The following is a 20,714-nucleotide window of genomic DNA, read 5'->3' on the forward strand; positions in this document are numbered from 1 at the left end:
CAGCACCCCCACCGCCAGCACCCCCACCGCCAGCACCCCCACCGGCACCACCGGCACCACCGGCGCTGTCGCCCGCGCCGACGACGGCCGGTGGGCCGGGTCGGGCCGGGAGCCGCTCGTCACCCCACGGCACGAGTCGCACCTGGTCGGCCGGGGAACGCCCGCCACCGAGCACCGCCGTGACCACCGCTTCCGGGCCGAGGATGCCCTGTACCCGGCTCAATGCCCGGTGCGCCCGCTCCCGCTCCTCGCCGGTCTCCCCCCAGAGGCCGGCCTGCAGACCGGCCTGGGCGATCACACCGTCCGGGATCAGTCGCAGTCGGATGATGCCGGACGTCGGGCGGGCCGGGCGGGCACCGGCGCGACCGTTGCTGCCGGAGAGCCAGCCGTCGAGTTGCCAGCGCACCCGATCGGCGATGGCGGCGGCGGTGAGCAGACCGTCGTGCCGCCACACCCGGTGCAACTCCTGCCCGTGCTCGGTGACCGCCTCGATGCCGAGCCGGGTGCAGGCCAGCCCGTGCCCGGCGAGCCGGTCGTGCAACTGCTCGGCCAGGGCACGAGCGGCGAACGCCGCCGCGTCGACCCGGTCGATCGGCTCGTCGTACCCGGCGGTCACCGTCAGGTCGGCCGGCGGCTGCCGGACGGCGAGCGGGCGGTGGTCCCGGCCGGCGGCCAGCCGGTGGGCCAGCGCGCCGTCGAACCCGAAACGGGCCAGCACGTCGCCGGCCGGCAGCGCGGCGAAGTCACCGAGGGTCCGCACCCCCAGCCGGCGCAGCAGGTCGGCCAGCGCGGACCGGCCGAGCGCCTCGACCGGCAGCCCGGCCAGGAACTCCGGCGTCCCACCCGGCGCCACCACCCGGCCGGCGCGGGCGGCCAGCCCCGCGGCGAACACCCCGTCGGCGATGCCCACCTGGCTCTCCACCAGACACGACTGGGCGACGTGTTCGATGAGCCGTTCGGCTGCCGCCTCCTCACCGCCGAGGTAGCGACTCGGGCCCCGGGCGGCAACCGCACAGGCGCCCGGCCGGACCACCTCGACGCCGGCCACCAGCTCCTCCAGCGCGGCGACCACCGGCTCGAACGCCCGGGCGTCCCGGCCGGGGTCGTAGTCCACGACGGTGAGCTGCGGGCAACGACCCTGCGCCTCCCGCTTGCGCAGCCCTCGGCGTACGCCCTCGGCGCGGGCCCGCTCGGAGCAGGCGACCACCCGGTTGGCGTGCAGCACGGCGACCGGGCCGGTGGCGGGTATCCCGTCGACGATCTCGGCGGCGAGCACCGGCCAGTCCGGGCACCACAGCAGCAGGGTTCGGGTCGGCGAGCCGGTCACCCCGACCCGACCAGGGCGAGCGGCCGGGACGGTCGGCCCACGGTCGACCGCACCGCCCGGGGAATGACACGGGTGAGTTCGGCGTCGGGGAGCCAGACCTTGATCTCCTTGGGGCGGGCGGCTGCTCCCCGTCCGCGCGCCGACACGGTGACCTCGCGGCGACGCAGCCGCCCCCGACCCTGACCGAGCCCTTCCCAGACCCCGCGGACCACCTGCAGCGTCACGTCCGCGCCGTCCCACCGGCCGTACGGGACGAGCACGCTGCCGCGTTGCCGGGCCCGGGCGGCCAGCCGGGTGGCGACCGAGGCGGAGACCGCGGCCGGTACGGCGGTGACCACCACGTCCACCCCGTCGATCAGCGCGGCGACCACGGTGGCCCATTCGGGGCCCGGATTCGGCACCAGGGCGAGCCGGTCCAGGGAGATGCCCAGCTCGGCCGCCGCGCCCGCGCCGAACGTCGGCACCCCGACCACGGCACACCACGAGCCGGCCCGGGACGCCTCGGCCAGCAGGGCGAGCACCAGCGAGGTGCCCCCACTGCGGCGGGGCTGACCGGCGGCGACGGCGATCGTGCTGCCCCGGCGTAGGCCCCGGTTGGGCAACAGGCCGGTCAGCTCGGGCGCCACCGGTAGCACGCGGTGACCGCCGACCGGATCGGGCGCGCTCGCCGGTCGTACCAGATCGGCCAGCGCGGCGGAACCGACCACCATGCGGCCCGCCATTGGACCAACCCCCCGTCGTTGCTGTGGAACAGATCAGGCCGCACCGTGACGCCGGCCGCCCGGCTTCCCTTCCAGGCGGCCGGCGTCACGGCGGTCTCACGCCGCGAGGCCGTCCAGGGCTGGCTGGTGTGCCACGCCGAGCGCGGTCTCCACCACCGTGACGAACTGCTCGGCGGCGCGGAGCAGATCGTCGGCCTCCCGGGCGCTGACCACCCGGGGGATGCCGGCCTCGGCGGCGGCTCGCTTGCTGGCTCCGGCGGCGAAGAAGCGGGCCCACTCGTCGAGCTCGGGGGCGACGGCGCAGAGCAGGACCCAGACGCTGGTGATCCGGTTGCGCCGGCTCGGTGCGGGGCGGGCACGGGCGGCGAGCAGGGCGGCGGCCGCACGCAGCGCCGCCAGGTGGGCAGCCGCGTACCGCAGGCCGTCGGGTCGGGTCTGGCCGGCCTCGACCAGCCCGCGACGGGCCAGGGTGAGGAGTTGGGCAGGGGTGCGGTGCGGCAGCACGTGCGCCGGCACCGTCGGTGCCTGAGCCGGGTTGGTCGGCATGGACTGTCTCCTCCACATGGCCGGGGCGTCGGCCGGGGGCGATGGTGCCGCCGACGAGACGCCGAGGTCGGGTGGTGCGGAGGAAGACGCACCGGGGGTGGCCGGCCGGGTGTGGATGCTTCCCCACACCACACCCGGCCGGCGTACCGGCGGGTTCGTCGCCCGCCGCCCGGGGGTCGTGGGCGGCGGGCGACGCTCCTGCCTGACGGGACCGGGCTCGCGACTGCCCGGAAACCCAGGTGCGGCCCGCGGAGCCGCACCGGCCGGAACTGGCGCCGCGAAACACCGCGCTCCGGCTGGTTGGAACGAGCGTACGAGGCAATCGAACACTCGTTCTAACTACTGCTGACAGTACACCTCCCCTCCGACGAAAATGCAACGTGTGACGCGCCGGTCGTGCGCCGGAGCACGGTGGGGAGGGTCAGGCGACGGCCGGATAGCGGGGCAGGTCGAGGTCAGTGGCCAGGGATCGGGTGCCGCGCACCAACAGGGCCTGGACCTGCCGGTTACGCAGCAGCCGGTTGCGCGCCCAGAGTCCGCCGGCGGTGGCCGGTGCGAGGAAGGGACCGGGACTGGCGCCGCGCTGCCAGCGCATCGCATAGTCACGCAACCGTCGCTCGTACGCGGGAAGGGCGACCCGATGGTCGCCACCGGCGGCGGCCAGCTCGCCGGCGAGGACGTACCCGCCGACGACGCCGGTGCCGACCCCCATCCCACCGAGGGTGACCCCCCACGCCGCGTCGCCGAGCAGCACGGTGCGACCGGTGTGCCAGTGCGGTACGCGCACCTTGCTGATCGAGTCGAAGTACAGCTCCGGTGCGTCCCGCAGACCCGCCAGCAGGTGCGGCACGTGCCATCCGAGCCCGTCGAACGCCGTCCCGATGATCTTCTTCTGCTGGTCGAGGTCGTACCAGTCACCTCCCGGGTCGGGCGCGGTGAAGACGACGAAGACGCCGGCCCGGGCCGGATCACGCTGGTCGGCGGCGACGCTGGCCATCCGTCCCGGGACGTTGTACTGCTGCGCGACGGCTCCCACGCCCAGGTCATTGGGCATGTCCCAGCCGGCCAACTGGTAGCCGAGGTGCCGCACGTACTCCGAATCCGGGCCGAAGGCCAGCCGTCGTACGCCCGAGCGCAGCCCGTCGGCGCCGACCACCAGGTCGACGACGCGGGCGCCGGCGCGGTCGAGTTCGACGTGCACCCCGTCGGCGGTCTCGGTGAGCGCGGCGATCCGGTCTCCGAAGAGGTACTCGGCCCGGTCGGCGCTGCGCCGATGCAGGATGCCGGACAGGTCCCGGCGATAGACCTCCAGTTCACCCCCGGCGAACTCGGCGGGCAGCCGGAAGATCTCCCGGCCGCGCTCGTCCACGCAGCTCATCGCGCCACCGTGGGTCTGTACGGCACGCAGGTCGTCGAGAACACCCATCGCGGAGAGCACCCGCAGGTGGGTGGGGCCGCGAAAGTCGACCGCGAAGCCGCTGGTGCGCAGCGCGGGGGCCAACTCCACCACGGTGACCTCGGCGCCGTAGCGGGTCAACCACCAGGCAAGCGCTGGCCCGGCGACGCCCGCGCCGGACACGAGGACGCGCAGACCGCGCAGCGGAAGGGGATGCGACATGGGTTCCTCCGGATCAAAACTGTGTCCTACGGATACAGATTACTCTAGACACAGTTTCGACGACCAGGACAGCCCAGCCGACGGAAGAAGTTCGATGGAACCGGTGGACGCCGCCAGCCCGCCCCCGCGCCAACACCTCGTCGACCTGCTCTGGAGGCCACCGAGCACACCGCGGCGCGGACCCCGACCCACGCTCACCCTGGACGCCATCGCCCGGGCTGGCATCGTGATCGCCGATGCCGACGGGCTCGGGGCGGTGACCATGCAGCGGGTCGCCGAATCGCTGGGGGTGACCAAGATGGCGCTCTACCGGTACGTGCCGGGCAAGACCGAACTCGTCGCCCTCATGATCGAGACAGGGGTCGGGGAACCACCCGCGCTACCGACCGACCTCCCCTGGCGCGATCGGCTGGACGCCTGGGCACGGCAGATGTACGACCGATTCCGCCGGCACCCGTGGGCGGTGGCCGCCACCGTCGGCGTACGGGTGATGGGCCCCAACGAGCTGGGCTGGATGGAACGTGCCGTCGCCGCGCTGGAGGGCACCCGCCTGCACGGCGGCGAGAAACTCGACGTGGTGGTCCTCCTGGTCGGACACGTCCGCAACCTCGCCCAGCAGGTCGCGGCCATCGACACCGACACCCCCGAGCGAGCCATGGAACCAGGGCTGTCCGCCCTGCTGCGGGGGCATGAGCGGCGGTTCCCGGCACTGCTCGCGGCCGTGGCCTCTTCCGCCGCCCAGGACGGCCAGGACCAGGCGCTCGACTTCGGACTGTCCCGGATCCTCGACGGCGTGCAGATGCTGGTCACCGACCGGGCCGCCTCCTGACCGCCCGAACCGCTCGGCCGGCCGCGACCCGCGAGGGAGGGGTACCCACGACGGCGTGGCCGGCTGAACCGATCACCGACGGACCGGGGAGAATGACGGGATGCAGCCACACCCGAACGTACGGGCGGTGCAGGACGCGCTGGACGGCGCCGGCGCACTCGACGACGCCGGTCAGCCCAGCACGGTCCGCCTCCTGCCCGACGCGGTGCACACCGCGGCAGCCGCCGCCGAGGCGCTCGGCGTCGAGGTGGGCCAGATCGCCAACTCACTGATCTTCGACGCGGACGACGCGCCGCTGCTCGTGCTCACCTCCGGCGCGCACCGGGTGGACACCGCCGGGCTGGCCGCGTCCATCGGCGTCACCCGGCTGCGCCGGGCCACCCCGGAGTTCGTCCGCGCGCACACCGGGCAGCCGATCGGCGGGGTCGCCCCGCTCGGGCACCCACGGGCACTGCGCACCCTGGTGGACACGGCGCTGGCGGCGTACCCGCAGATCTGGGCCGCGGGCGGCGTACCGCAGGCGGTCTTCCCGACCACCTACGCCGAACTGCTGCGCGTCACCGCCGGTACCCCGGCCGAGGTGGCGTGAGTACGACTCCGGAGCTGGTCACCCTGCACGTGTGGCGGACCCCGCGCGGCGCGCTGCCCCGGGCGCTGACCCGGATGGCGGTGGATCCACGCCGGCTGCGCGCCCTGCCGGGCGTCCGGTTCGGCAAACTGCTGGGCACCGGGACGGGCACCGGCTTCGGTCCGGGCGACGCCGACCTCACCAGGTGGGCGGCGCTGACCGTCTGGGACTCCCCCGCCGCGGCGGCCGGCTTCGACGACTCGCCGGTCGGGCGGGCCTGGGCGCGCATCGCCCAGGCGCAGGTCCGGGTCGACCTGCGTCCGCTGAGCAGCCGGGGCGAGTGGTCCGGTCAGCGGCCGTTCGGCGAACCGCCGGGCGGTCGGGTGACCGGGCCGGTGCTGGCGTTGACGCGGGCCCGGCTGCGGGCACGTCGGGCGGCCACCTTCTGGCGGGCGATCCCGCCGGTGGCCGCGGCCCTGCGCGACGCGCCGGGGCTGCTCGCCCGGTTCGGCGTCGGTGAGGCCCCGCTGGGTTGGCAGGGCACGGTCAGCGTGTGGCGCGACCCGACGGACCTGGTGGCGTTCGCGTACCGTCACCCGGAGCATCGGGCGGCGATCATGCGAACCCCCACCGCGGGCTGGTACGCCGAGGAGCTGTTCGCCCGATTCGAGGTACGCGACGTCCTCGGCGACCGGACGGTCCTCGGGTGGGCCGCCGACGGCGACCAGGCGACAGTGAAGGATGGGCGGGCATGAGGTTGGTGCGCTGGACGCCGGACGATCTCGTCCGACGACTGGACGATGTGGTGGCCGTCTACGGCGAGGCGATGGGGTACCGCACCGACCTGCTGGAGGCCCGGCGCGGCTACATCGCCACCCACGTCCGCCGGCCCGGGTTCCGGGCCGTGGCCAGCCTGACCAGCGAGGGCCATCTCGCCGGCTTCGGGTACGGCTATCTGGGCAGTCCCGGCCAGTGGTGGCACGACCAGGTGCACCGGGCGCTGGACGGTCCGACCCGCAAGCGCTGGCTCACCCACTGCTTCGAGGTGGTCGAGCTGCACGTCCGCCCGCCCGCGCAGGGGCACGGCCTGGGCGCCGGCCAGTTGCGGGCGTTGCTCACGATGGCCGAGGGCGACACCACACTGCTGTCCACCCCGGAGGCGGAGGAGCAGACCTCGCGGGCCTGGCGACTGTACCGGCGCTTCGGCTTCGTCGACGTGCTGCGCGACTTCCACTTCCCCGGTGACGAGCGGCCGTTCGGCGTCCTCGGTCGGGACCTGCCGCTCGATCCCCCGGCGTCATGACCCGGCGGATCTCCTGGACGCTGCTCGGCGTCCTGGTGCTCGCCCAGATCTGCTACCCGCTCACCACCGGCGCCACCCGGGCCGGGCTGACCGTGGCCACCGTCGTGCTCGGCTGGCTGCTCTCGGTCGGTCACGCACTGCTCAGTCGGGGGCCCCGGGTGGCGGCGGCGTTGGTCGCGGTGGCCACCGGCGGTGGGTTCGCGATCGAGGCGATCGGGGTGGCCACCGGTGTGCCGTTCGGCAGCTACGACTACTCGGGCGAGCTGGGTCCCAAGCTCGCCGGGGTGCCGCTGATCATTCCGTTGGCGTGGACCTGGATGGCCTGGCCGGCCTGGCTGGCCGCGGTCCGCCTGACCGGCGGCGACCGCGCCCCGACCGGCGGTGGCAGGGCATCGGCCGCCGGACTCTGGGTACGGCGGATCGCGCTGGCCACCGTGGGTCTGGCGGCCTGGGACCTCTTCCTCGACCCGCAGATGGTCGCCGAGGGCTACTGGGTGTGGCGCGACGCCACCCCCGCGTTGCCCGGCCTGACCGGCATCCCGGTCAGCAACTACCTGGGCTGGCTGCTCTTCGCGGTGCTGCTGATGAGCGCGCTGCGTCCGCTGGCCGGCCCGACCGCCGAGCGCACCGACGCCGGGGACCACCCGATGGTCGCGCTCTACCTGTGGACGTACTTCTCCAGCATCCTGGCCCACGCCGTCTTCCTGGACCTGCCCGCCTCGGCGCTCTGGGGCGCCGCCGGCATGGCGGTCACCGCCGTGCCGCTGACGGTGACGCTGCTGCGCGCCCGCCGGGCCGGCGAGATCCGCCAGGAGGACCACCGGCCGGACCGTACCGGCGTCGACGCCACCCGATGACCGTCCTGGCCGTCCTGCTGGTCGCCGTCGCCGCGTTGACCGCGCACACCTGGGTCAACGCCACCCGCTGGCTGCGCCGGCCCACCGACGCGCCGGACGAGGTCGGCGAGCCGGTGGCCGTGCTGCTGCCGCTGCGCGACGAGGCCACCCGGGTCACGCCGTGCCTGCGCGCGCTGCTCGCCCAGCGCGGCGTACCCGGGCTGCGCGTCGTGGTCCTCGACGACGGCTCCACCGACGGCACCGCCGACGTGGTCCGCGCGGTGGCCGGCGACGACCCCCGGGTCACCGTGCTCACCGGGGTCGCCCCGCCGCCGGGCTGGCTGGGTAAGCCGCACGCCTGCTGGCAACTGGCCACCCGGGCCGACCCGGAGGCCACCGCGCTGGTCTTCGTCGACGCCGACGTGGTGCTCGCCCCGCACGCCGTGGCGGCGGCCGTCACCGAGTTGCGCGCCGCCCGCGCGACGTTGCTGTCGCCGTACCCCCGGATCGTGGTGGCGACGGCGGCCGACCGGCTGGTCCAGCCGCTGTTGCAGTGGCTCTGGCTGACCTTCCTGCCGCTGCGGACGATGGAGCGCTCGCCGCGGCCGTCGCTGGCCGCGGCGGGCGGGCAGTTCCTGGTGGTGGACCGGGCCGGCTACACCGCCGCCGGCGGGCACGCCGCGGTCGCCGACAAGATCCTGGAGGACGTCGAGCTGGCCCGGGCGGTCAAGCGGGCCGGCGGGCGGATCGCCCTGGCCGACGGCTCGCGGCTGGCCAGCTGCCGGATGTACGAGGACTGGCCGCAACTGCGCGACGGGTACTCGAAGTCGCTGTGGGCGTCGTTCGGGCATCCGGGCGCGGCGGCGGCCGTGGTGGCGGCGCTGCTGCTGCTCTACACCGCCCCGCCGCTGGTCGCGCTAACGGGTCTGGCGGTCGGGGCGCCGACGGTGGCCGCCGTGGGACTGGCCGGCTACCTGCTGGGCGTGGTCGGGCGGGTGCTCACCGCCCGCGCGACCGGGGGACGGTGGTGGCCCGACGCGCTCGCACACCCCGTGTCGGTCGTGGTCCTCGGCTGGTTGACCCTGCGGTCGTACCATCTGCGGAAGCGACACCGCCTCACCTGGCGGGGTCGCCCGGTCACCTAGGGAGGGCACGGCATGGCGCGGATCGTGGTCGTCGGCGCCGGGGTGGGTGGCCTCGCCACCGCCGCCCGGCTGGCCGCCACCGGACACCAGGTGACCGTCTTCGAGGCCGCCGACACGGTCGGCGGCAAGCTCGGCCGGTACGCGCGGGACACCCCGGCCGGCACGTTCGGATTCGACACCGGGCCGAGCCTGCTCACCCTGCCCGAGGTGTTCCACGACCTGTTCGAGGCGACCGGGGCGAAGCTCGACGAGTACCTGGACCTGGTCCCGCTGGACCCGATCGTCCGGCACGTCTTTCCCGACGGCGGCCCGGCCCTGGACTCGTGCGCCGACCCGGCGGAGTTCGCCGCGCGGATCGGGGCCGCCCTCGGTGACCGGGCGGCGGCCGACTGGCAGCGGTTGTGGCGTCGGGCCGCACGGGTGTGGGAGGCGTCCTCGCGGGACATCCTGCGCCGTACCGTCGACTCCCCCCGCGACCTGGCCTCGCTGGCCTGGCGGCTGGGCGACCTGGCCGCCATCGCGCCGGGCCGCACCCTGCGCGGCCTGGGCCGCCGGCACCTGTCCGACCCGCGGCTGCGGATGCTGCTGGACCGGTACGCCACCTACACCGGCGCCGACCCACGCCGGGCGCCGGCGGCGCTGGTCGCGGTCCCCTACGCCGAGTTGGCCTTCGGCGGCTGGTACCTGCGCGGCGGGCTGGGCACCCTGGCCGACGCCCTGTTGACCCGCTGCCTGGACCTGGGCGTGGTCGTGCAGACCGACACCCGGGTCACCCGGATCGACGCCACCGGCGGCCGGGTGCACGGGGTACGCCTCGCCGGCGTCGCCGCGCCGGTGCCCGCCGACGTGGTGGTGGCCAACGTGGACGCGCTCACCGTCTACCGTGACCTGCTGCCGCACCCGCGCCGGCTGGCCGCGCTGACCGACCGCAGCCTCGCCGGTTTCGTGCTGCTGCTCGGCGTCTCCGGCAGCACCGGGCTGGCGCACCACAACGTCTTCTTCCCGCGCGACTACGACGCCGAGTTCGACGCGGTCTTCGGCGACCCGGGTCGGGGCGTACCGGCACGGCCGGCGGCCGACCCGACGGTGTTCGTCACCGTGGCGGACGACCCGATGGTCCGTCCCGCCGGACACGAGGCGTGGTTCGTGCTGGTCAACGCCGCCCGGCAGGGCACCGCGGCGGGCGCGGTGGACTGGCGACGCCCCGGGCTGGCCGACGCGTACGCCGACCGGATCCTGGCGGTGCTGGCCGAGCGCGGCGTGGACGTACGGGACCGGCTGCTGTTCCGCGAGGTCCGCACCCCGGCCGACCTGGACACCGCGACCGGGGCGCCGGGCGGCGCGATCTACGGCACCGCCGGCGGCCTGCTCCGGCCGGCCAACCGGGGTCCGGCGCACGGGCTGTGGCTGGTGGGCGGCTCCAGCCACCCCGGCGGCGGCCTGCCGATGGTGACCCTCTCCGCGCAGATCGTCGCCGACGAGATCGGCCCCGCCTGGTAGGTGGTCGGGTCGGTCAGCCGGCGGGGTCCGTTCAGCCGGGCCGGTCGGTCAGCCGGCGTCGAGGAGCGCGCGGCGGACGGTGGAGAGCAGCTGTCCCAGCCCGAAGCCGGCGAGCAGCACCCAGACCGCGGTCGCCATGGTGATGGTGCCGGCCGCCAGGTCCGGCTCGATCAGGCCGGCCAGCCCGGCGACCACCAGACCCGCCAGCGCGACCGAGACCCGGGTGGGTCGCTCGCCGACGGTCACCGCGCCGATCTCGCGCATCCCGGCGGACACCGCGCGGGCCCGCACGTACTCGTGCAGCCAGGACAGCGCACCGCCCGCGACGACCAGCGCGCCCGGCGCGCCGACCAGCCAGAACGCCAGCAGCCACGCCACCTCGCCGAGCCGGTCGGCAAGCGAGTCGTAGACGTAGCCGAGCCGGGTGGTGCGGCCGGTGGCGACCGCCACGGCACCGTCCACGCTGTCGGCCACGGCGGCGAGCAGCACGAACAGCGCGCCGAGGAACGGGCCGTCGCCCGGCCGGGTCGCCAGCAACGGTACGCAGAAGCAGAGCAGCACCCCGACCACGGTCACCGGGGTGGGGCCGACCCGCAGCCGGCCCAGCACGTACCCGACGTGGTAGGCGAACCGCAGCCAGGCGCGCACCACCGGCGCGGCGACCCGCGGGTCGAACCCGCCGTGCAACCGCGCCCACGCCGTGGCGTACTGGTCCCAGTTCAGCTGTGTGCCCACCTGAGGATCAACCGTCGTGCCGGGCATCAGGTGTCGCCGACTCCGCGTTCACACCCGAGCGCCGGCCTTGAGGTTCTGCCAGACCTCGCGGGTGGCGGTGGACCGGTTGAGGGTGATGAAGTGGATTCCCGGGACGCCCTCGTCCAGCAGTCGGCGGCACATCTCGCTGGCCTGCTCGATGCCGAGCCGGCGCACCGCCTCGGGGTCGTCGGCCACCCGCTCGAAGCGCGCCGCCAGCGCGGGCGGGAAGGGCGCTCCGGAGAGCTGCACGGACCGCTCGATGGTGCCGATCTGGGTCACCGGCATCACCCCGGCCAGGATCGGGGTGGCGCAGCCGGCGGCGGCCACCCGGTCGCGCAGGCGCAGGTAGTCGTCGGCGTCGAAGAACATCTGGGTGATCGCGAACTCGGCCCCGGCCCGGCACTTGCGGACGAACTGCGCGGTGTCGCTGGCCACGTCGGGTGAGCGGGGGTGCTTGTACGGGAAGGCCGCCACCCCGACGCTGAAGTCGCCGGAGTCACGGACCAGCCGGACCAGGTCCTCGGCGTAGTCGACGCCCTCGGGATGCCGGACCCACTCGCCGCCCGGGTTGCCGGGCGGGTCGCCGCGGACGGCCAGCACGTTGCGCACCCCCACCCCGGCGAGCCGCCCGATGACGTGCCGCAGCTCGGCGACGGAGTGGTTGACGGCGGTCAGGTGGGCCATCGGCAGCAGGGTGGTGTCGGTGGCGATCCGCTCGGTCACCGCCACGGTGGTGTCCCGGGTCGAGCCGCCCGCGCCGTAGGTGATCGACACGAACGACGGACGCAGCGACTCCAACTCGCGGATGGCCTGCCAGAGCAGCCGCTCCCCCGCCTCGGTCTTGGGCGGGAAGAACTCGAACGAGAACGTCGGCTGATGGTCACGGATGAGCGCCCCGATCGCCGGCTGCGGATTGGGGAGTACCGAGGGAAGACCGAGCGCCACGACCCGACTCTAGCGGGCGGCGCCACCGTGACCCAGGAGCTTCCCACCGTCGTGGACGAGTTGTCCGGTCCCGGCCCCGGCGCGACCGGGCGCGGAAGTCGTCGTACCCCGGGGGTAGAAACGGGGGGCGCGGAAGGGGCGGTGGGGGCGGCCCGGTTTCCGGCGTGGGGGTCACGCAGCCGAGGTGCGCCCGGCCCGTCGCGCGGGCGGGGTGGCACCGCGTCGACCCGCCCGGAGGACCGATGATCTCGTCCGCACCGCCGTACCGCACCCAACTCGGGCCGCTGCTGGTCCGGCGCCGGCTGGCCCGGGGTGGAGCCAACGGCGGACCGCCGCCGAGTTGTGCGCTGCGGCGGGCGTTGCCACGTTGAGCCGCCACGAGGTGTCCCGGTGGGAGCGGCAGCGACGCGTACCCGGTGTGTTCTGGCTCGGCTGGCTCGCCGTCGTGCTGGACGTACCGGCGGAGGTGCTCACCGAGGCGGCCGCGCGCACCCGGCGGACCGGACCGCCCGCAGCGGCCGGGCCGGGCCGGCGCGGGTTGACGGCCACGCGGCCGGCCGGGCGGACGGGTGGCGGCCGGGCCGGCGGAACTACGCGTGGCGGTGGGGCGTGGGAAGTGGCGAAGCGCTAGCGTCGTGGCGTGACCCATGCTGCTCCCGTGTCCCCCGTCGACCGTGCCGGCCTGCGGCAGCGGGTCGACGAGGCGCTCACCGAGTTCCTGGCCGGCCAGCGGGCCCGGTTGATCCGGGTCGATCAGGCCCTCGTACCGGTGGCGGAGGCGATCGAGGCGTTCGTGCTCGGTGGCGGCAAGCGCCTCCGCCCGGCGTTCGCCTACTGGGGCTTCCGGGGCGCCGGCGGGGTGGACGGCGACGAGGTGCTCACCGCGCTCGCGGCGCTGGAGTTCGTGCAGGCCAGCGCCCTCATCCACGATGACCTGATGGACCGTTCCGACACCCGGCGCGGCGAGCCGGCGGTGCACCGGCGGTTCGCCAGTCGGCACCGGTCGGCCGGCTGGGGTGGCGACGCGGACGGGTTCGGCGACGCGGCCGCGATCCTGCTCGGCGACCTCTGCCTGGTGTGGTCCGACGAGCTGCTGCACTCGGCCGGCCTGGACCTGCGGGCGCTGGCCCGGGCCCGGCCGGTCTTCGACGAGATGCGTACCGAGGTCACCGTCGGGCAGTACCTCGACGTGCTGACCCAGGCCACCGGGGACACCTCGCTGGAACGGGCCGGCAAGGTGGCCCGGTACAAGTCGGCGAAGTACACCGTCGAGCGTCCGCTGCTGCTCGGCGCCGCGCTGGCCGACGCGAGCGAGGAGGTCCGGACGACCTACTCGGCGTACGGGTTGCCGTTGGGCGAGGCGTTCCAGCTCCGTGACGACGTGCTGGGGGTCTTCGGTGACCCGGCGCAGACCGGCAAACCGGCCGGTGACGACCTGCGCGAGGGTAAGCGCACCTATCTGGTGGCGGCGGCCGTGGAGACGACCGACGACGCGGGTCGGGAGCTGCTGCTCGGTCAGCTCGGCAACCCGGACCTGGACGAGCAGGGGGTGGCCCGCCTGCGCGAGCTGATCGACGCGAGCGGAGCCCTGACCCGCACCGAACAGCGCATCGTGACGCTCACCGACACCGCCCTGGCCGCCCTCGCCGCCGTAGACCTGGACACCGAAGCCCGCCAGGCCCTGGTAGACCTGGCCATAGCGGCAACCCGCCGCTCCGACTAACCCGCCCCCTCCCTCCCTCCCAGCCCCGACCCCCCACCCGCGTCGATCTTGCACTTTCGGTGGCGATAATTAGGGCAGACCAGCCCATCACGGCAACACAAAGTGCAAGATCGGCGCAACGTGGGCCTGCGGGCTTTCCACACCACGCAGGTCGGTTAGAAGCCCAGGGCTTGGGCTCGGCGTTTGACCTCGCGGGCCTGGTCGCCGGAGAGGGCGGCGGCGGGCGTGGTGCCGGGCAGCGTGTCGTCCCGCTCGTAGAGCCAGCGCATGGCCGCCTCGTCGTCGTAGCCGTTGTCGGCCAGCAGGGTGAGCACACCGGGCAGGTGCTTGAGAACTGTCGCGTTGGCCACCAGGTCCGCGGGGATCCGGCGGACGCCGTCGCGGCGGACCGCCAGCAGCTCCCGGTCACGGATCATCTGGTGGACCTTGCTGATCGACACGTCGAGCCGCTCGGCGACGTCGGGCAGGGTGAGCCAGCCGGACGGGTCGGTGGGGCCGGCGAGCTCGGGGTCGGGTACGGATTCGGTCACCCGATCACCCTGCCACGCCGCCGCCGGCGGGAGCCATCGGCACCCCGCACGAACCGTCGGTGAGCAGCGGATCAGGGCCGCCGCCGGGATGGCGGCCACGACGGGACGGACCGGGTGCGTCTTCGGGCTGTAGCATCCTGTTCAACTCCCACCCCCTGGACACATAGACTCCCTGCCGATGGACACACAGGTCGCCGACACGTTGCTGGGCTCGCTGATCGACGGGCGCTACCGCATTCGCGGTCGCGTGGCCCGTGGTGGCATGGCGACCGTGTACACCGCCACCGACGAACGCCTCGAGCGCACCGTCGCAGTCAAGATCATTCACCCGACCCAGGCGCCCGAGGCGCGGGCCCGGGTCGCCAACTTCGTGGCCCGGTTCACCGACGAGGCCAAGACCATCGCCCGGCTGACCCACCCGAACGTGGTCGCGGTCTACGACCAGGGCACCCACGCCGGCCTGCCGTACCTGGTGATGGAGTACGTGCGCGGCCGTACGCTGCGCGACGTGCTGGCCGAGCGACGCCGGCTCAACCCGGACGAGGCGCTGGCCATCACCGAGCAGATGCTCGCCGCGATCGCCGCCGCGCACCGCGCCGGTCTCGTGCACCGCGACGTCAAGCCGGAGAACGTGCTGGTCGCCGAGGCGCCCACCGGCGGTGTCGCCAACCTGGTGGACAGCGTCGTCAAGGTGGCCGACTTCGGGCTCGCCCGCGCGGTCGAGGCCAGCGCCGACGACGAGCAGGGCACCCAGCTCATGGCCACCGTGGCGTACGTCGCCCCGGAGTTGGTCACCGAGGGTCGGGCCGATCCGCGTACCGACGTCTACTCCGCCGGCATCGTGCTGTTCGAGATGCTGACCGGGCGGGTGCCGTACGACGGGGACCGTCCCGTGGACGTTGCCTGGCAGCACGTCGATCGGGACGTACCGGCGCCCTCGACGCTGGTGCCCGGCCTGCCGCCGGCCCTCGACGCGCTGGTGCAGCGCGCCACCCGGCGGGACCCGTCCGCCCGGCCCGCCGACGCCGGAGCACTGCTGGCCGAGGTCCAGGTCGCCCGGGACCAGTTGGGCAACGTCAACAGCAGCAGCACCGCCGTACTGCGCCGGATCACCGACGAGCCGCCGGCCTCCCAGCCGACCATGATGGTCGCCGCGATCCGCCCGGTGGAACGTCCGACCTGGGCGCGGCTGCCCGAGGGCGGCAGCCAGAGCCCGGGCCGCCGGCGGGCCGCACCGGAGCCCGCGGAGGGTCTGGCCGCGCGGTTCGCCGAGCTGCGTACCAGGATCCTGGGCAGTTCCCAGGGTCGCCTGGCCTTCGCGTCCGTGGTCGTGGCGCTGGGCCTGGTGGCCGCGCTGGCCGGCTGGTGGTTCGGCGTCGGCCGCTACACGTCCGCGCCGCAACTCGTCAGCCTGAACAAGGCCGAGGCGCAGGCCCAGGCCGAACGCGCCGGCCTGACCCTGGCGTACGGGGAACCCCGCTTCGACGAGAAGGTACCGAAGGACAGCGTGCTGGGGCAGAGCCCGGCCTCGTCGAGCAAGATCGTCAAGGGCGGCACGATCACCCTGACCCTCTCGCTGGGCCCGGAGCGCTTCCCGGTGCCGGACGTCATCGGCAAGGAGTACGAGCTGGCCGAGGCCGATCTGGTCAACGCCCAACTGGTGGTCGCCAAGGGCGCCACCCGCTACGACGACACCCTGCCGGCCGGCGTCGTCCTGGACAGCAACCCGAAGGTGGGCGCCGAGGTCAAGCCGGGCACGAAGATCACGCTCATCCTGAGCCGCGGCCGGGCGCCGGTGACGGTGCCGAACCTGGTGGGCAAGAGCCTGACCGAGGCGCGCACCAAGCTGGGCGAGCTCGGCCTGAAGCCGGTGGAGAGTTTCAAGGACTCCGACAAGCCCAAGGACGAGATCCTCGGCCAGAGCCCGGCCGACGGCGCGGGCGTGGAGAAGGGCACCGAGGTCAAGCTGGAGATCAGCAAGGGTCCGCCGCTGGTCGTGGTGCCCCGGGTGATCGACCTGCCCTGTCAGCAGGCCAAGCAGGTGCTGGAGAGCCAGGGCTACCCGGTGACGATCGTGCTCAACCCGAACGCCACGGTCCGCATCCAGGCCCCGGGCGAGAACTCGCAGGTGCCCCCGGGCACCCCGGTCACCCTCACGTGCTTCTGATGACGGCGAGCACCGCGCGGCCGGTGGGCGCGCACACGCCGACCTCCGGTGGGCTGGCCAAGGCCGCCCTGCCGTACCTCGACGCGACCGGAGCCGCCGCCGTGCAGGTGTACGTCTCCAACTCGCGGGGCTGGGCGCTGCCGCCGGGTGACCCGGCGCAGGACACGCTGTTCCGCGAGGGTTGTGCCGAGCGGGGCATTCCGGCGTTCATCCACGCCTCGCTGCTGGTCAACCTGGGCTCGCCCACCCCGGCCACGGTCGAGAAGTCGGCGCTGACGCTGGCGCACGCGCTGCGCCGGGGCGTGGCGATCGGCGCGCGGGCGGTGGTGTTCCACGCCGGCAGCTCGGTCGACGAGGGGTACGCCGAGGAGGCGCTGCGGCAGGTCCGCCGGGAGTTGCTGCCGCTGCTCGACTGGACGGCCGAGGCCGGCGGACCGATGCTGCTGGTCGAGCCGAGCGCCGGTGGCGGCCGGTCGCTCGCCTCGCGGGTGGAGCACCTCGGTCCGTACCTGGACGCGGTGGACCGGCACCCGATGCTCGGGGTCTGCTTCGACACCTGCCACGCGTGGGCGGCCGGGCACGATCTGGCCGCCGAGGGCGGCATGACGGCGACCCTCGACACGCTTGTCGCCACCGTGGGGGCCGAGCGGCTGCGGCTGGTGCACGCCAACGATTCCAAGGATCTGTGCGGTTCCACCCGGGACCGGCACGAGAACATCGGCAAGGGCACCATCGGTGAGCCGGCCTTCGCGGAGCTGATGGCCCACCCGGCGACCGCCGGAGTCCCCGTGGTGGTGGAGACCCCCACCGAGAAGCACATCGGCCACCGGGCCGACATCGAAACCCTGACCCGCCTGCACCCCTGAGGCCCCGCCCGTCAGTGTCGATCAAGAGGTTCGCGTCATCCGGAGGCCGGAATCTGACGCAAACCTCTTGATCAACGCCGTGCGGCGCCGGCAGGGCCGCGTGACGCGCGGGCGACGCGCGGTGTGCCGGAACGGCGGGGTCAGGCGGCGAGGATCCTGGTCAGGGCAGTGGCGGCGCGGGTGGCCGCGTCGTCGTCGAGGCCCAGATGGGTGACCAGGCGGGCGGTACGGGGGCCGAGCACCGAGATCAGCACGCCCTCCTCGCGCGCGGCGGCGGCCAGGGCGCGGGCGTCCAACGCGTGCTTGGTCAGGTCCAGCGGAACGAGGTTCGTACGGACCGTGGTGGCCAGCACCCCGAAGGGCGCGACCGCCCCGGCGAGCAGGGCTGCCCTCGCGTGGTCCTCGGCCAGCCGGTCGACGTGGTGCGCGAGCGCGTACCGGCCGGCGGCGGCGAGGATGCCGGCCTGACGCATCCCGCCCCCCATCCGCTTGCGGATCATCCGGGCCCGCTCGATCTTCTCCGCGCTGCCCACCACCAGCGAGCCGACCGGCGCGCCGAGCCCCTTGGAGAGGCAGACGGACAGCGTGTCGAAGAGGCGGCCGTACTCGGTCAGCGACACCCCGTCGGCGACGTGCGCGTGCCAGATCCGGGCGCCGTCGCAGTGCAGCGCCACCCCCGCGTCGTCGGCGACACCCCGCAGCTCCCGCAGTGTGGCCAGCGGGATCACGCCGCCGCCACCCCGGTTGTGGGTCTGCTCGACGGCGATCGCGCGGGTGGGCACGGCGAAGTAGCCGTCCGGACGGATCATCCGGGCGACCACCTCCGGGTCGATGTCCGCGCCGACCGCCGGCCAGGTCCGCGAGGAGATTCCGCCGTACGCGGCGGCGGCACCGATCTCGTACGTGACGACGTGCGCGTCCGCGTCGCACAGCAGTTCCTCGCCGGGCGGCACGAGCAGTTGCAGGGCGATCTGGTTGGCCATCGACCCGCTCGGGGCGAACAGCGCCGCCTCGTGGCCGAACAACGCGGCGACCTCGGCCTCCAGCGCGTTGACGGTGGGGTCCTCGCCGTAGACGTCGTCACCGACCTCGGCGGCGGCCATCGCCTCACGCATCCCGAGGGTCGGTCGGGTCACGGTGTCGGAACGCAGGTCAACAAGCTCAGTCACAGTCATCCTTTCGGTGGCCGGTCGCGGGTCTCGCGTACCTGACCACGGTCATCCTCGCCCGGCAGAGGGCCTCAGCCTCAGCCTCAGCCTCGGAGCATCTCCGCCACGAGGAAGGCCAGCTCCAGCGACTGCTGGGTGTTCAGCCGCGGGTCGCAGGCGGTCTCGTACCGGTCGGGCAGGTCGAGGTCCTCGATGCCCTGGGCGCCGCCGAGGCATTCGGTGACGTCCTCACCGGTCAACTCGACGTGGATGCCACCGGGGTGGGTGTCCAGGCCCCGGTGCACCTCGAAGTAACCGAGCACCTCGTCGACGATGCGGTCGAAGTGCCGGGTCTTGTAACCGTTGGACGACTCGTGGGTGTTGCCGTGCATCGGGTCGCACTGCCAGACCACCTTGGCGCCCGAGGCGGTGACCTTGGACACGATCGGCGGCAGGGCGTCGCGGACCCGGTGGTTACCCATCCGGCTGATCAGCGTGAGCCGGCCGGGGACATTGTCCGGGTTGAGCTTCTCGCACAGCTCGATCGCCTCGTCCGGGGAGGTCGTCGGGCCGAGCTTGACGCCGATCGGGTTGGCGATCCGGGAGATGAAGTCGATGTGCGCGCCGGTGATCTGCCGGGTGCGCTCGCCGACCCAGAGGAAGTGCCCGGACAGCCCGTACGCCCGGCGGTCGGAGACCCGGGTCAGCGCCCGGTCGTACTCCAGGGCCAGGGCCTCGTGGGAGCAGTAGAGGGTGACGGTCCGCAGCGCCTCGTCGTCGGTCATCCCGCAGGCCCGGATGAAGGCCAACGCCCGGTCGATCTCCCGGGCGATCGCCTCGTAACGCTCCCCGGCCGGGGAGGTCCGCACGAAGCCCTTGTTCCAGTCGTGCACGGCGTGCAGGTCGGCGAGCCCACCGGCGAGGTACGCCCGCAGCATGTTCATCGCGGCGGCCGAGTTCGCGTACGCCCGGATCATGCGCTGCGGGTCGGCGACCCGGGCGGCGGGATCCGCCTCCAGCGAGTTGATCATGTCGCCGCGGTACGCGGGCAGCCCGCGCGCGTCGGTGGGCAGCGAGCGGGGCTTGGTGTACTGGCCGGCGACCCGGGCGACCTTGACCACCGGCAGCGACGCGCCGTAGGTGAGCACGATCGCCATCTGCAACAGGGTCCGGGCGTTGGCCAGCAGGTGGCTCTCGGTGTTGTCGGCGAAGGTCTCGGCGCAGTCACCGCCCTGAAGCAGGAACGCCTTGCCCTCGCACACCAGCGCCAGCTTCTGCCGGAGTTGGTCCACCTCGTAGGGCGCGACGACCGACGGCACGGTGTCGAGCACCTTGCAGACCTCGGCGACGGCGGCCGGGTCGGACCACGGTGGGACCTGCTCGCGGGGCAACTCCCGCCAGCGGTCCAGGCCGAGGGCGGCGTCCTCGGCGGAGTCGACGGTCGGACGGCTGGTCTGCAGGCCCGGGCTACCCACCGCGGGATGGCTCAGCTGGTGCCACTCATGGCGCATGAGAGAAAGCGTACGGCGACCGTGCGTGTGACCGGGCAGCGAGGGGGACGGTTCCGGCAAGTGGGAGGTCGATCCCGCCGGCGGCGGTCAGGACGCGGGTGAGGGGCTGGGGGCCGGCTTGCCGCCCGGCGCCTCACCGGCGATGCACCAGTCGCCGCCGTCGCGGGTGACGGTGAACACCAGCGGGCGGGTGACCTTGCTCTTGCCGGCGGTGACCGAGACCGAGACGCTGACCTCCTGGCCGCGCTGACCAGCTCGGACGTCGGTGATGGTCGCCTGGGGCACCTGGAAGTGGTCGGCGAAGTCGCCGTTGGGACCCGTGGCCGCGGCGTCGAACCCGTCGTGCAGCAGCGCGCAGAGCTGACTGCGGCCGGCGGCGACGTCCTTGGCGGTCATCGCGTCGAGGTACGCCTGCACGCGCTCGCGGGATCGTGCGGCGGCCTCCTCGGCGGGCGCCCGCTGGGGCGTGGCGGTCTGGTCCTCGGCATCGTCGCCGTCGGCCCCGCAGCCGACGAGAGCGGCCGGGAACAGCACGAACGCGGCGGCGGTCACCGTCAGCCGGCGATGGATCGGGCGCATGACCACCTCCGTCGTACGAGAAATCGAGACCTGCCGAGCCGCGAGTCTGCCACATTCGACCCGACCCGCCCAAGGCCGGCGGCCCGGCCGACGCG

At 74.1% G+C, this 20,714-nt stretch carries 21 protein-coding genes and 1 pseudogene; 12 read left to right on the forward strand and 10 right to left on the reverse strand.

What is annotated here, in order from left to right; genetic code table 11:
• Positions 1-85: 85 nt before the first annotated feature.
• From ACN263_RS21040 to ACN263_RS21055, 4 genes and pseudogenes are all read right to left on the reverse strand, one after another.
• A pseudogene (locus ACN263_RS21040) lies at positions 86-1,327 on the reverse strand (DNA polymerase Y family protein); the annotation flags it as partial.
• Positions 1,324-2,049 (reverse strand): hypothetical protein, encoded by a 726-nt coding sequence (locus ACN263_RS21045; protein WP_422736079.1) that lies wholly within the window; start codon positions 2,047-2,049, stop codon positions 1,324-1,326. The gene ACN263_RS21045 and the pseudogene ACN263_RS21040, both read right to left, overlap by 4 nt.
• Before the next feature lie 96 nt (positions 2,050-2,145).
• The gene (locus tag ACN263_RS21050; protein ID WP_234589090.1) at positions 2,146-2,595 is read right to left on the reverse strand and encodes an SAV_6107 family HEPN domain-containing protein; all 450 of its coding nucleotides are present in this window, start codon (positions 2,593-2,595) and stop codon (positions 2,146-2,148) included.
• Positions 2,596-3,016: 421 nt separating this feature from the next.
• The gene (locus ACN263_RS21055; protein ID WP_422736080.1) at positions 3,017-4,213 is read right to left on the reverse strand and encodes an FAD-dependent monooxygenase; all 1,197 of its coding nucleotides are present in this window, start codon (positions 4,211-4,213) and stop codon (positions 3,017-3,019) included.
• A gap of 94 nt (positions 4,214-4,307) precedes the next feature.
• Here ACN263_RS21055 and ACN263_RS21060 point away from each other — a divergent pair, with 94 nt between their 5' ends.
• The 7 genes from ACN263_RS21060 to ACN263_RS21090 all read left to right on the forward strand — a co-directional run bounded on the left by ACN263_RS21060 (position 4,308) and on the right by ACN263_RS21090 (position 10,394).
• Positions 4,308-5,042, forward strand: a complete 735-nt coding sequence (locus ACN263_RS21060) for a TetR/AcrR family transcriptional regulator (RefSeq protein WP_422736081.1) — start codon at positions 4,308-4,310, stop codon at positions 5,040-5,042.
• Positions 5,043-5,142: 100 nt separating this feature from the next.
• The gene (locus ACN263_RS21065; RefSeq protein WP_422736082.1) at positions 5,143-5,631 is read left to right on the forward strand and encodes a YbaK/EbsC family protein; all 489 of its coding nucleotides are present in this window, start codon (positions 5,143-5,145) and stop codon (positions 5,629-5,631) included.
• On the forward strand, positions 5,628-6,365 hold the full coding sequence (locus ACN263_RS21070; RefSeq protein WP_422736083.1) for a monooxygenase: 738 nt from the start codon (positions 5,628-5,630) through the stop codon (positions 6,363-6,365). The genes ACN263_RS21065 and ACN263_RS21070 overlap by 4 nt, the downstream gene beginning before the upstream one ends.
• A complete protein-coding gene (locus tag ACN263_RS21075; protein ID WP_422736084.1) occupies positions 6,362-6,913 on the forward strand; it encodes a GNAT family N-acetyltransferase in 552 nt (183 codons plus the stop codon). Before ACN263_RS21070 ends, ACN263_RS21075 begins: the two co-directional genes overlap by 4 nt.
• Entirely contained in the window at positions 6,910-7,770 is an 861-nt protein-coding gene (locus ACN263_RS21080; protein WP_422736085.1) for a carotenoid biosynthesis protein, read from the forward strand. The genes ACN263_RS21075 and ACN263_RS21080 overlap by 4 nt, the downstream gene beginning before the upstream one ends.
• Positions 7,767-8,894 (forward strand): glycosyltransferase, encoded by a 1,128-nt coding sequence (locus ACN263_RS21085; protein WP_422736086.1) that lies wholly within the window; start codon positions 7,767-7,769, stop codon positions 8,892-8,894. Before ACN263_RS21080 ends, ACN263_RS21085 begins: the two co-directional genes overlap by 4 nt.
• A gap of 12 nt (positions 8,895-8,906) precedes the next feature.
• Positions 8,907-10,394, forward strand: a complete 1,488-nt coding sequence (locus ACN263_RS21090) for a phytoene desaturase family protein (protein WP_422736087.1) — start codon at positions 8,907-8,909, stop codon at positions 10,392-10,394.
• A gap of 48 nt (positions 10,395-10,442) precedes the next feature.
• Here the strand turns inward: ACN263_RS21090 and ACN263_RS21095 are convergent, their stop codons facing one another.
• Complete coding sequence (locus tag ACN263_RS21095; protein ID WP_422736088.1) at positions 10,443-11,156, reverse strand: CDP-alcohol phosphatidyltransferase family protein; 714 nt, start codon at positions 11,154-11,156, stop codon at positions 10,443-10,445.
• 21 nt (positions 11,157-11,177) lie between these two features.
• Positions 11,178-12,095, reverse strand: a complete 918-nt coding sequence (gene metF / locus ACN263_RS21100; protein WP_422736089.1) for a methylenetetrahydrofolate reductase [NAD(P)H] — start codon at positions 12,093-12,095, stop codon at positions 11,178-11,180.
• Positions 12,096-12,337: 242 nt separating this feature from the next.
• Between metF and ACN263_RS21105 the strand changes: the two genes are divergently transcribed.
• The 3 genes from ACN263_RS21105 to ACN263_RS21115 are packed head-to-tail and all read left to right on the forward strand — an operon-like array spanning position 12,338 to position 13,818.
• Positions 12,338-12,466: a hypothetical protein gene (locus tag ACN263_RS21105; protein ID WP_422736090.1), complete on the forward strand. Its 129-nt coding sequence runs from the start codon at positions 12,338-12,340 to the stop codon at positions 12,464-12,466.
• Positions 12,463-12,726 (forward strand): hypothetical protein, encoded by a 264-nt coding sequence (locus tag ACN263_RS21110; protein ID WP_422736091.1) that lies wholly within the window; start codon positions 12,463-12,465, stop codon positions 12,724-12,726. The genes ACN263_RS21105 and ACN263_RS21110 overlap by 4 nt, the downstream gene beginning before the upstream one ends.
• A 9-nt stretch (positions 12,727-12,735) precedes the next feature.
• Positions 12,736-13,818 (forward strand): polyprenyl synthetase family protein, encoded by a 1,083-nt coding sequence (locus ACN263_RS21115; protein WP_422736092.1) that lies wholly within the window; start codon positions 12,736-12,738, stop codon positions 13,816-13,818.
• Positions 13,819-13,973: 155 nt separating this feature from the next.
• On the opposite strand, the gene ACN263_RS21120 is transcribed toward ACN263_RS21115, so the two are convergent.
• Positions 13,974-14,348: an Rv2175c family DNA-binding protein gene (locus ACN263_RS21120; RefSeq protein ID WP_422736093.1), complete on the reverse strand. Its 375-nt coding sequence runs from the start codon at positions 14,346-14,348 to the stop codon at positions 13,974-13,976.
• Between the two features lie 178 nt (positions 14,349-14,526).
• Here ACN263_RS21120 and pknB point away from each other — a divergent pair, with 178 nt between their 5' ends.
• Together pknB and ACN263_RS21130 are read left to right on the forward strand one after the other, a co-directional pair.
• Positions 14,527-16,515 carry a Stk1 family PASTA domain-containing Ser/Thr kinase gene (gene pknB / locus ACN263_RS21125; RefSeq protein ID WP_422736094.1) on the forward strand — a complete coding sequence of 663 codons (1,989 nt, stop codon included), beginning with the start codon at positions 14,527-14,529 and terminating at the stop codon, positions 16,513-16,515.
• Positions 16,515-17,381 carry a deoxyribonuclease IV gene (locus tag ACN263_RS21130; RefSeq protein WP_422736095.1) on the forward strand — a complete coding sequence of 289 codons (867 nt, stop codon included), beginning with the start codon at positions 16,515-16,517 and terminating at the stop codon, positions 17,379-17,381. Before pknB ends, ACN263_RS21130 begins: the two co-directional genes overlap by 1 nt.
• A gap of 140 nt (positions 17,382-17,521) precedes the next feature.
• Here the strand turns inward: ACN263_RS21130 and ACN263_RS21135 are convergent, their stop codons facing one another.
• The 3 genes from ACN263_RS21135 to ACN263_RS21145 all read right to left on the reverse strand — a co-directional run bounded on the left by ACN263_RS21135 (position 17,522) and on the right by ACN263_RS21145 (position 20,619).
• Complete coding sequence (locus ACN263_RS21135) at positions 17,522-18,550, reverse strand: threonine aldolase family protein (protein ID WP_422736096.1); 1,029 nt, start codon at positions 18,548-18,550, stop codon at positions 17,522-17,524.
• Positions 18,551-18,633: 83 nt separating this feature from the next.
• Complete coding sequence (locus ACN263_RS21140; RefSeq protein ID WP_421472349.1) at positions 18,634-20,040, reverse strand: class II 3-deoxy-7-phosphoheptulonate synthase; 1,407 nt, start codon at positions 20,038-20,040, stop codon at positions 18,634-18,636.
• 87 nt (positions 20,041-20,127) lie between these two features.
• Positions 20,128-20,619 carry a nuclear transport factor 2 family protein gene (locus ACN263_RS21145; protein WP_422736097.1) on the reverse strand — a complete coding sequence of 164 codons (492 nt, stop codon included), beginning with the start codon at positions 20,617-20,619 and terminating at the stop codon, positions 20,128-20,130.
• Positions 20,620-20,714: the final 95 nt, after the last annotated feature.

It is taken from the genome of Micromonospora sp. WMMD729, from assembly GCF_049315225.1.
Taxonomy (GTDB): Bacteria; Actinomycetota; Actinomycetes; order Mycobacteriales; family Micromonosporaceae; genus Micromonospora.

Bases quoted from the DNA above. Each gene is read 5' to 3' on its own strand.
- ACN263_RS21045 (WP_422736079.1), bottom strand. From the start codon at position 2,049: ATGGCGGGCCGCATGGTGGTCGGTTCCGCCGCGCTGGCCGATCTGGTA.
- ACN263_RS21050 (WP_234589090.1), bottom strand. From the start codon at position 2,595: ATGCCGACCAACCCGGCTCAGGCACCGACGGTGCCGGCGCACGTGCTG.
- ACN263_RS21055 (WP_422736080.1), bottom strand. From the start codon at position 4,213: ATGTCGCATCCCCTTCCGCTGCGCGGTCTGCGCGTCCTCGTGTCCGGC.
- ACN263_RS21060 (WP_422736081.1), top strand. From the start codon at position 4,308: ATGGAACCGGTGGACGCCGCCAGCCCGCCCCCGCGCCAACACCTCGTC.
- ACN263_RS21065 (WP_422736082.1), top strand. From the start codon at position 5,143: ATGCAGCCACACCCGAACGTACGGGCGGTGCAGGACGCGCTGGACGGC.
- ACN263_RS21075 (WP_422736084.1), top strand. From the start codon at position 6,362: ATGAGGTTGGTGCGCTGGACGCCGGACGATCTCGTCCGACGACTGGAC.
- ACN263_RS21080 (WP_422736085.1), top strand. From the start codon at position 6,910: ATGACCCGGCGGATCTCCTGGACGCTGCTCGGCGTCCTGGTGCTCGCC.
- ACN263_RS21085 (WP_422736086.1), top strand. From the start codon at position 7,767: ATGACCGTCCTGGCCGTCCTGCTGGTCGCCGTCGCCGCGTTGACCGCG.
- ACN263_RS21090 (WP_422736087.1), top strand. From the start codon at position 8,907: ATGGCGCGGATCGTGGTCGTCGGCGCCGGGGTGGGTGGCCTCGCCACC.
- ACN263_RS21095 (WP_422736088.1), bottom strand. From the start codon at position 11,156: ATGCCCGGCACGACGGTTGATCCTCAGGTGGGCACACAGCTGAACTGG.
- ACN263_RS21105 (WP_422736090.1), top strand. From the start codon at position 12,338: ATGATCTCGTCCGCACCGCCGTACCGCACCCAACTCGGGCCGCTGCTG.
- pknB (WP_422736094.1), top strand. From the start codon at position 14,527: ATGGACACACAGGTCGCCGACACGTTGCTGGGCTCGCTGATCGACGGG.
- ACN263_RS21130 (WP_422736095.1), top strand. From the start codon at position 16,515: ATGACGGCGAGCACCGCGCGGCCGGTGGGCGCGCACACGCCGACCTCC.
- ACN263_RS21140 (WP_421472349.1), bottom strand. From the start codon at position 20,040: ATGCGCCATGAGTGGCACCAGCTGAGCCATCCCGCGGTGGGTAGCCCG.
- ACN263_RS21145 (WP_422736097.1), bottom strand. From the start codon at position 20,619: ATGCGCCCGATCCATCGCCGGCTGACGGTGACCGCCGCCGCGTTCGTG.